This window comes from Streptomyces lucensis JCM 4490, from assembly GCF_014650035.1.
GTDB lineage: Bacteria > Actinomycetota > Actinomycetes > Streptomycetales > Streptomycetaceae > Streptomyces > Streptomyces lucensis.
The window spans coordinates 63,988-70,022 of the sequence record NZ_BMUE01000024.1; the positions used below are offsets into that span (position 1 = coordinate 63,988).

Annotated in this window: 7 protein-coding genes; 3 read left to right on the forward strand and 4 right to left on the reverse strand. The window is 70.8% G+C overall.

The genetic code is table 11. The annotated features are described in order from the left end of the window. Positions 1-13: 13 nt before the first annotated feature. Positions 14-373 carry an NADH-quinone oxidoreductase subunit A gene (locus IE177_RS33085; protein ID WP_003992243.1) on the reverse strand — a complete coding sequence of 120 codons (360 nt, stop codon included), beginning with the start codon at positions 371-373 and terminating at the stop codon, positions 14-16. Positions 374-1,117: 744 nt separating this feature from the next. Here IE177_RS33085 and IE177_RS33090 point away from each other — a divergent pair. Beyond that, positions 1,118-1,954: a C40 family peptidase gene (locus tag IE177_RS33090; protein WP_190019171.1), complete on the forward strand. Its 837-nt coding sequence runs from the start codon at positions 1,118-1,120 to the stop codon at positions 1,952-1,954. Positions 1,955-2,127: 173 nt separating this feature from the next. On the opposite strand, the gene IE177_RS33095 is transcribed toward IE177_RS33090, so the two are convergent. Continuing rightward, positions 2,128-3,462 (reverse strand): geranylgeranyl reductase family protein, encoded by a 1,335-nt coding sequence (locus IE177_RS33095; protein WP_190019172.1) that lies wholly within the window; start codon positions 3,460-3,462, stop codon positions 2,128-2,130. Positions 3,463-3,509: 47 nt separating this feature from the next. Here IE177_RS33095 and IE177_RS33100 point away from each other — a divergent pair, with 47 nt between their 5' ends. Together IE177_RS33100 and IE177_RS33105 are read left to right on the forward strand one after the other, a co-directional pair. Next, positions 3,510-4,028, forward strand: coding sequence for a GNAT family N-acetyltransferase (locus IE177_RS33100; protein WP_190019173.1), 519 nt, complete (start codon positions 3,510-3,512; stop codon positions 4,026-4,028). Between the two features lie 109 nt (positions 4,029-4,137). Next, positions 4,138-4,446 carry a PASTA domain-containing protein gene (locus tag IE177_RS33105; protein WP_190019178.1) on the forward strand — a complete coding sequence of 103 codons (309 nt, stop codon included), beginning with the start codon at positions 4,138-4,140 and terminating at the stop codon, positions 4,444-4,446. Positions 4,447-4,519: 73 nt separating this feature from the next. Here the strand turns inward: IE177_RS33105 and IE177_RS33110 are convergent, their stop codons facing one another. Together IE177_RS33110 and IE177_RS33115 are read right to left on the reverse strand one after the other, a co-directional pair. Further along, positions 4,520-5,215: a demethylmenaquinone methyltransferase gene (locus tag IE177_RS33110; RefSeq protein ID WP_190019174.1), complete on the reverse strand. Its 696-nt coding sequence runs from the start codon at positions 5,213-5,215 to the stop codon at positions 4,520-4,522. Between the two features lie 125 nt (positions 5,216-5,340). Further along, positions 5,341-5,946, reverse strand: a complete 606-nt coding sequence (locus IE177_RS33115; RefSeq protein WP_190019175.1) for an imidazolonepropionase-like domain-containing protein — start codon at positions 5,944-5,946, stop codon at positions 5,341-5,343. Positions 5,947-6,035: the final 89 nt, after the last annotated feature.

Sequence of the window (6,035 nt, forward strand, 5' to 3'; positions counted from 1 at the left end):
TCCTATTGGCCCCTCAGTCCCATTCCAGGCCGCCGCGCCGCCATACGTACGCGTACGCGACGAAGACGGTGAGCACGAAGAGCAGCATCTCCACGAGCCCGAAGATCCCCAGGGCGTCGAAGGTGACGGCCCAGGGGTAGAGGAAGACGATCTCGATGTCGAAGACGATGAAGAGCATCGCCGTCAGGTAGTACTTGATGGGGAAGCGCCCGCCGCCGGCCGGCGTGGGGGTCGGCTCGATACCGCACTCGTAGGCCTCGAGCTTGGCGCGGTTGTACCGCTTCGGACCGATCAGCGTGGCCATGACCACGGAGAAGATCGCAAAGCCTGCCCCGAGGGCTCCCAGTACGAGGATGGGCGCATACGCGTTCACCGCTCCTCGCTCCTCTCAGTCGGCACTGACTGCTGGCGGTTGCACTGGACTCACACCCGTCTCACCGGTCCCACGAACCCCGGTCGTCCCGAGCGAAGATCGAGAACATGTGAAGCAGGTCACAAGCCCAACTGCCTCGCATCTTATGCCTGCCGCTCTGTGATCTGCGACACGGGGTATTCCACAAGCTTTGTGATCTCCACCACCTGACGAAGGATCATGAAGTCGGATGATGGGTGATCTTCGTGCGCGAAGCGTTCAGTTGATCACCAGAAGTGACATTCTCGCTCGTCACCGCAGGCCAGAAGGCGCGTCTCCATATCAAGAGACTTCCGCTGCATGCAAATTCGCGTTGGGCGCGCCACCTTGGTAGTGGGCCGCGTTCACACATGAGAGGGACGTCGGGGCGGGATGTGGACGCGGGCCCGAGTGCGTGCACGCGTTCACGAGCACCATGCGCGGGGGACGCCTCGCTTCCGGAGACCGTTCCGTGACCTCCGCCACATCGATGAGAGATCCATGAGAACCAGGCTTGGCCAACGATGCCAACCAGTGGTAGGCGGGGAGCAATTCGGACTTAATGATCAAAGACCGTGATCAAGGGCTTGATCGCGGACGTCCGCTATGTCCGTTACGGCGTCAATAAAGAGCGACACGCCCGGGGTTCGAGGCCCCGATTGAGCAATTGTGGCGCAGCACACGTTTCTTGAAGATATGAAGGAGCCCCTGGTACCGGTTGTTCCCATGTCCCACACCGCTCACATACGCAGCCACCGGAAGCCCCGCCGCAGCGCGTCGACCCTCGCGATGCGGGCCGGAGTTGCCGGTGGCGTCCTCGGCACCCTGGCAGTCGCCGGGGCATCCGGTTCGGCGAACGCTGCCGAGCCGGTGACGCAGACCCTCGAACTGCCCACCCTGACGGCCGACCTGGCGGTCCAGTCCGCGGACGCCACCCAGCAGGCCGCCGCGAACTACCAGCTCCAGGCCGAGCGCGACGCGGCCGCCGCAAAGGCCGCGAAGCAGGCCAAGGCGGACCTCGCCGACGCCAAGAAGAAGGCGGCGGAGGCCAAGAAGAAGGCCGAGGAGGCCGCCCGCAAGGAGGCCGCCGCGCGCGCCACCCGCAGCGCGCAGCGCACCACGCTCTCCACCACGGCGGGCGGCGACACCTCCACCTCCACCGGCGGCTCCACGTCCACCTCCACCTCCACCGGCGGCTCCACGGCCACCGGTTCGGCCGCCGCCATCGTCAGCTTCGTCAAGGCGCAGGTCGGCAAGGCCTACGTCTCCGGCGCGACCGGCCCCTCGGCCTACGACTGCTCCGGCCTGGTGCAGACGGCCTTCAAGCAGGTCGGCATCAGCCTGCCGCGCGTCTCCCAGGACCAGTCGACCGCCGGCACCCAGGTCTCGCTGAGCAACCTGCAGCCGGGCGACATCCTGTACTGGGGCAGCGCGGGCAGCGCGTACCACGTGGCGGTGTACGTCGGCGACGGCATGTTCGTCGGCGCCCAGAACCCCTCCAGCGGCGTCCAGGAGAAGCCGCTGTCCTACGACCCGCCCACCGGCGCCGTGCGGGTGCTCTGAGCGCACCCCGCACCACTCACGCGCACAGGGCCGCAGCCTCTCGGAGGCCGCGGCCCTGCCGGTGTTGACGGTTCGTCCGGTTCGACCCGGACTGCGGCCTTCTGGGCGCCGGTGTTCCCGTATGGCACGAATGAGGCCGGCTCGCACCCGAGCCGGCCTTTCGGTTCTGCCGCTCAGGCCTTCGGCGCCACCTTGCTCAGGCCGTTGATGATGCGGTCCATCGCGTCGCCGCCCGTGGGGTCGGTGAGGTTGGCCAGCAGCTTCAGGGTGAACTTCATGAGCACCGGGTGCGTGAGGCCGCGCTGGGCGGCGATCTGCATGACCTTCGGGTTGCCGATGAGCTTCACGAAGGCGCGGCCGAGGGTGTAGTAGCCGCCGTAGGTGTCCTTCAGGACGCGCGGGTAGCGCTGCAGGGCGATCTCGCGCTGGGCGGGTGTCGCCCGCGCGTGGGCCTGCACGATGACGTCGGCGGCGATCTGGCCGGACTCCATCGCGTAGGCGATGCCCTCGCCGTTGAAGGGGTTCACCAGGCCGCCGGCGTCACCGACGAGGAGCAGCCCGCGCGTGTAGTGCGGCTGGCGGTTGAAGGCCATGGGCAGCGCGGCGCCGCGGATCGGGCCGGTCATGTTCTCGGGGGTGTAGCCCCAGTCCTCCGGCATGGACGCGCACCAGGCCTTGAGGATCTCGCGCCAGTCCAGCTCCTTGAAGGATGCGGAGGTGTTGAGCACGCCGAGGCCGACGTTGGAGGTGCCGTCGCCCATGCCGAAGATCCAGCCGTAGCCGGGCAGCAGGCGGTCCTGGGGGCCGCGCCGGTCCCACAGCTCCAGCCAGGACTCCAGGTAGTCGTCGTCGTGGCGGGGCGAGGTGAAGTATGTGCGCACCGCGACGCCCATGGGGCGGTCCTCACGGCGGTGCAGGCCCATCGCGAGGGACAGGCGGGTGGAGTTGCCGTCGGCGGCGACGACGAGCGGCGCACGGAAGGTGACCTCGCGCTTCTCCTCGCCGAGCTTGGCGGTCACGCCGGTGATGCGGCCGGTGCGCTCGTCGACGACCGGCCCGCTCACGTTGCAGCGCTCGTACAGGCGGGCGCCGGCCTTCTGGGCGTTGCGGGCGAGCTGCTCGTCGAAGTCGTCGCGCTTGCGGACCAGTCCGTAGTCGGGGAAGGAGGCGAGTTCCGGCCAGTCCAGCTGGAGCCGGACACCGCCGCCGATGATGCGCAGGCCCCTGTTGCGCAGCCAGCCGGCCTCCTCGGAGATGTCGATGCCCATGGCGACGAGCTGCTTGACCGCGCGCGGGGTGAGGCCGTCACCGCAGACCTTCTCGCGCGGGAACTCGGTCTTCTCCAGGAGGAGGACGTCGAGGCCGGCCTTGGCGAGGTGGTACGCGGTCGTGGAGCCGGCTGGCCCCGCGCCCACGACGATCACATCGGCGGTGTGGTCGGAGAGGGGCTCGGTCACGGCGGGATCTCCCCAAGGTTCGAAATCTGCGTGCCGACCGGCACTGGACATGGGCAGTCTATTCAGCAGAATTGATCACCCGGCTGAAGGGCTGCCCCGTGAACCGACCCCTCCCCGCGGTACGGCTGCGCGTTCCCACGCACGAGGACGCGGTCGCCTGGCACCGGGTCTTCGCCGACCCGGAGGTCATGGAGTTCTACGGCGGCAGGCCGTCGGCGCTGTCGGTCTACGAGGAGCTCACCGCGCGCCAGCGGCGGCACGACGCGGAACTGGGCTTCTGCCTGTGGACGCTGCTGGACGAGTCGGACGAGGTCATCGGGTTCACCGGCGCCCAGCCGTGGCGGCCCGACTGGGGTCCCGTCGGCGAGACGGAGATCGGCTGGCGGCTCGGCCGGGCGTACTGGGGCAGGGGGTACGCCACCGTGGCGGCCCAGGAGACCGTCAGACGGGTACGGGCGGCCGGGGTGCCGGGTGTGGTGGCGGTGGTCCGGCCCGGCAACGAGCGGTCGATCGCGGTGACCCGGCGGCTCGGCATGCGCCCGGCGGAGACCTACGAGCACCCCGGGCTGAGGCAGCCGGCGCTCTGCTTCCGCCTCTCTCTCAGTGACTCTCGGTAGTCGTCTGTCACAGAAAGACACCAACGCCTTCCGGGTGGAGCACGCCGGAGCTACCCTTCCAGTACCGCTGGGGGTGACATCTGTGCGTATAACACCCAAGACACCCGAAGTGCGCGTGCCGCGGCTGGTCGGTCTGATGGCCATGGACGCGCGCGAAACCGCCCGGGCGCGGGGCCTGTTCCTCAACGCGCCGGACCGTCCGGACTTCCACCGCACGGTCGTCGACTACGTGGTGCGCCAGTACCCGCAGCCCGGTGCCGAGGTGCCGCCGGACTCGATGGTGTACGTGTGGTTCGACTTCGGCGAGGGCGAGGGCGGCGGGGGCGTGCGCGAGCCACGCGTGCCGCGGCCGCCCGGCGGCGGGCTCCAGCGGGAGCTGGGCGAGCCCGGCGACGCCTTCGCGATGATCGACCGCTGAGACGCCGGCGCCTTCGCGATGATCGACCGGTGAGAGACCGGCCGGGCCGCCCGCACCCGGCCCTCCTGACGGCTCAGCTCTCCTTGAAGCCGCGGTGGAGGGTGACCACGCCGCCGGTGAGGTTGCGCCACGCCACCTTCGACCAGCCCGCCCGGCCCAGCCGTTCGGCGAGGGCCGGCTGGTCCGGCCAGGCGCGGATGGACTCGGCGAGGTACACGTACGCGTCCGGGTTCGAGGACACCGCGCGCGCCACCGGCGGCAGCGCCCGCATCAGGTACTCGGTGTAGACGGTCCTGAAGGGCGCCCAGGTCGGGTGCGAGAACTCGCAGATGACGACGCGCCCGCCGGGCCGGGTGACCCGGTGCATCTCCCGCAGCGCCGCGTCCGTGTCCTGCACGTTGCGCAGCCCGAAGGAGATGGTCACCGCGTCGAAGGTGTCGTCCCTGAAGGGCAGCCTCGTCGCGTCTCCCGCGGTGACCGGCAGCCAGGGGTGCCGGCGCTTGCCGACCCGGAGCATGCCGAGGGAGAAGTCGCAGGGGACGACGTAGGCGCCCGCCCGCGCGAAGGGCAGTGAGGAGGTCGCCGTGCCCGCGGCCAGGTCGAGGATCTTCTGCGCCGGGCGGGCGTCGACCGCCCTGGCCACCTCCTTGCGCCAGCGCCGGTCCTGGCCGAGCGACAGCACGTCGTTCGTCAGGTCGTACCGTTCCGCCACGTCGTCGAACATCGAGGCGACCTCGTGCGGCTGCTTGTTCAGGGAGGCGCGAGTCACCCGCCCATTGTTGCAGCACGCCCTCACGGCAGGAGCCTCGGCTTCCCGCGCGCCGTGGCGTCCGCCAACCGGCCGCGCGGCAGGACGGGGTGGACGGAGCCGGCGGGGCCGCTCCGCCCGGGCGGTCAGCGGCGGCGGTACACCAGCCGGCCGGACACGACCGTCGCCACGCAGGTGCCGGACCCGCGCCGCGCCAGCTCCGCCTCGTCGGGGACGTCGAAGACGGCGAAGCGGGCGGCCGAGCCGCGCACGGGCACGGGCAGGAACCGCACGGGCGGACCGGAGGCGTACGGGTCCAGGGAGGGGGTGCCGCCGGGCCGCTCCCGCCGGTCCACGATGTCCAGTCCGGTGCGCCGCACGGCGTCCAGGACGGCGCGGTCGCGCAGCGGTTCGCAGGCCACCGCGACCGTGCCGTGCGCCAGCATGCGCTGCGCCCCGCGCCGTGCGCTCGCGCCCCGGCGGACGTCGTCGAGCGCGAGTGCGGCGTACGCGTCCCCGGTCAGGGGCTCGGTGCCCAGTTCACCGGCCTCCCGCGGATCCGGGTGGTACGCCTCCTCCAGCAGCTCCGTGCCGTGGGGGTTGACCAGTCCGGGCGTGAGGATGCCGGGCCACTCGCGCACGCGCGCGTGCGGGTGCGCGGCGAGCAGCTCCTCCAGGGAGCCGGCGTCCGCGATCGAGTCGCCCCGGACGGCGAGGGCGTGCCCCCGGGAGTCGGTGTGGATCGTCAGCACGGCGGGGCCGGCGGCACGTCAGCTCGACGCCAGCAGCTTGAGTTCGGGGTGGGCGGTGCCGCCCTCGATGGCCGTGGAGGAGATGTGGG

Excerpts from the sequence above, each read along its gene's own strand:
- IE177_RS33090 (WP_190019171.1), top strand. The coding sequence starts at position 1,118 with ATGTCCCACACCGCTCACATACGCAGCCACCGGAAGCCCCGCCGCAGC.
- IE177_RS33095 (WP_190019172.1), bottom strand. The coding sequence starts at position 3,462 with ATGTCCAGTGCCGGTCGGCACGCAGATTTCGAACCTTGGGGAGATCCC.